Source organism: Gemmatimonadota bacterium (assembly GCA_016209965.1).
In the GTDB taxonomy this organism is placed as follows: Bacteria; Gemmatimonadota; Gemmatimonadetes; order Longimicrobiales; family RSA9; genus JACQVE01.
In genome coordinates this window covers 1-2,204 of sequence record JACQVE010000070.1, presented here as the reverse complement: position 1 = coordinate 2,204, position 2,204 = coordinate 1, and the positions used below count along the sequence as shown (strand labels likewise).

The following is a 2,204-nucleotide window of genomic DNA, read 5'->3' as shown; positions in this document are numbered from 1 at the left end:
GGGGGAGGGGGCGGCGGGCGCGCGTACCCCCCGCCGGGCGGGGGAGTTGGGGGAGGGCGCGGTGGCGGTGTGCTTCGGCGCCGCCGCGCCAGGCGAAGTAGTGGTGGGCGGGCGGAAGCTGGTGGGCAGCGCGCAGCGCTGCGAGCGGCGCTCGGTATTGCAGCACGGGTCCGTGCTGCTCGGGGGCGGACAGGAGCGGGTGTTCGAGCTGCTCGTCGGGGCGGAGCGGGGCGCGCGGGCATTCCCGGCCGCCCGGCCGATCACACTCGAGGAGTTGCTCGGCTCGCCACCCGAGTGGCCTGTGCTAGTCGCCGCCTTGCGCGCCGGCTTCCAGGAAATGCTGGGCATTCGTCTTGCGCGCCAGCGGCCGTCCCGCGAGGAGCGGGATCGGGCAAGGCGGCTGGCGGCGGTGTACCGCTCGGCGGCATGGACAGAGCGCCGCCGGTCTCTGGGAACGGCTGGCCGGAGGTGATGCCCATGGGTGAGCGAGTGGCGCCGCGATGCGTTGCCCGCAGCGCTGGTGGTGGGGTGCTGCTCGCGCTCGCCGCGGCGGTGGTGGGTTTGGGGTGCGGCGAGCGGGAAGACCGGGTGGGGAGTGGCGGGCCGGCCACACGGGGTGGCACGGCCATCGTAGGCATGCGGACCGACTTCGGCGGGTTCAACCCGGTAACGGCCAGCGATCAGTATGCAGACGAGGTCAACAAATATGCGCTCTTCACTCCGCTCATCGCCTACGACTCCGCCCTGAATGTACGTCCCTGGCTGGCCCAGAGCTGGAAGCTGCTGGGGGACAGCGGCGTCGACTTCCGGCTGCGTCGCGATGTGCACTGGCATGACGGCCGCCCCGTGACCGCGGAAGACGTGAAGTTCACGTTTGACCTGGCCAAGGACCCGGCCACAGCGTCGCTCATCGGCTCGGCCTACCTCACGAGTGTAGCCCGTGCGGAGGTGGTGGACAGCTATACGGTCCGTTTCACCTTCGTGGCTCCGCATGCGCAGGCGCTGGAAGACTTCTGGTGGGCGCCGGTGCCCCGGCACGTGCTCGAGGGCGTGCCACCCGGAGAGTTGCGCAACGCGGAGTTCAACCGCAGGCCGGTCGGCAGTGGACCGTTCAGGGTGGTGGAGTGGCGGGCCAATGATCGCGTGGTGCTGGAGCGGAACGCTGCTTTCCCGGAAGGGTTGGGCGGGCCTGCGAATCTGGAGCGGGTGGTGCTCAGGATCGTGCCCGAGCCCGCGACGCTGCTGACCGAGCTCATGACGGGTGGGGTGCATGTGGACGTCCCGGTCGAGCCGGATCAGGCCGCGGACATCAAGGTCAACCGCGGGCTGCGCCTCCATGCTTTCCCGGGCCGCACCGTCTACTACATTGGCTGGAACAATCGCCGGCCGCCGTTCACGGATGCCGCCGTCCGCCGCGCCATGACCCTGGGGATCAATCGCCTGGAGATCATTCAGGCGCTGCTTTTCGGCTACGGCCAGGTGGCGACCGGTCCGATTCCACCCTGGAGCCCCTTTTACGCCCACGAGGTCGAGCCGCTGCCCTACGATCCGGAGGAGTCGGCGCGACTGCTGGAAGGGGCGGGGTGGGTGGACCGGAACGGGGACGGCGTGCGTGAGGATGCGGGCGGCCGCCCGCTGCGCTTCACCCTGCTGACGAGTGAGCGGCCGCTGAACCGCGCCGTGGCGGAAGTGGTGCAGGCGCAGCTCCGCGGTGTGGGCGTCGCCGTCGAGCTGCGCGTGCTGGAATTCCAGACGCTGCTGGCCCAGCATCGGGCGCGCGAGTTCGACGCGGTCTTCGCCAACTGGGTGCTGGACAACTTCCAGGTCGCATCGGCGCCGGTGGCCCTGTTCCACTCGAAGCTGGCCGACGTGCCACGCTCGACCAACCGCAGCGGCGTGCACAACCCGCGCCTGGACGCGCTCATGGACCAGGGCGCGGCCACATCCGACCCGGTGCGGGGCCGCGTCATCTGGGCGGAATTCACCCAACTGCTGCGGCAGGAGCAGCCTTTCACCTTCATGTTCTGGCTGGACGAGCTGGCTGCGGCGCAGGCGCGGCTCGGGGGGGTGGTGATGGACCCGCGGGGGGAACTGCAAAGCATGGCCGAGTGGTCGCTCCCGCGATGACAGCCTACATCCTGCGCCGGCTGCTCGGATCCCTGCCCCTGCTCTGGGGCATTGCCACCATCATCTTCTTCGTGCTG

General features: G+C 70.2%; 2 protein-coding genes. Both read left to right on the top strand.

Annotation, left to right across the window (positions count from 1 at the left end; translation table 11 throughout):
• Window positions 1-61: 61 nt before the first annotated feature.
• The gene (locus tag HY703_02990) at window positions 62-472 is read left to right on the top strand and encodes a lipoate--protein ligase family protein (protein MBI4544145.1); all 411 of its coding nucleotides are present in this window, start codon (window positions 62-64) and stop codon (window positions 470-472) included.
• Between the two features lie 5 nt (window positions 473-477).
• Window positions 478-2,127, top strand: coding sequence for a hypothetical protein (locus HY703_02985; GenBank protein ID MBI4544144.1), 1,650 nt, complete (start codon window positions 478-480; stop codon window positions 2,125-2,127).
• The last annotated feature ends 77 nt before the right edge of the window (window positions 2,128-2,204 follow it).

Bases quoted from the DNA above. Each gene is read 5' to 3' on its own strand.
- HY703_02985 (MBI4544144.1), top strand. From the start codon at position 478: ATGGGTGAGCGAGTGGCGCCGCGATGCGTTGCCCGCAGCGCTGGTGGT.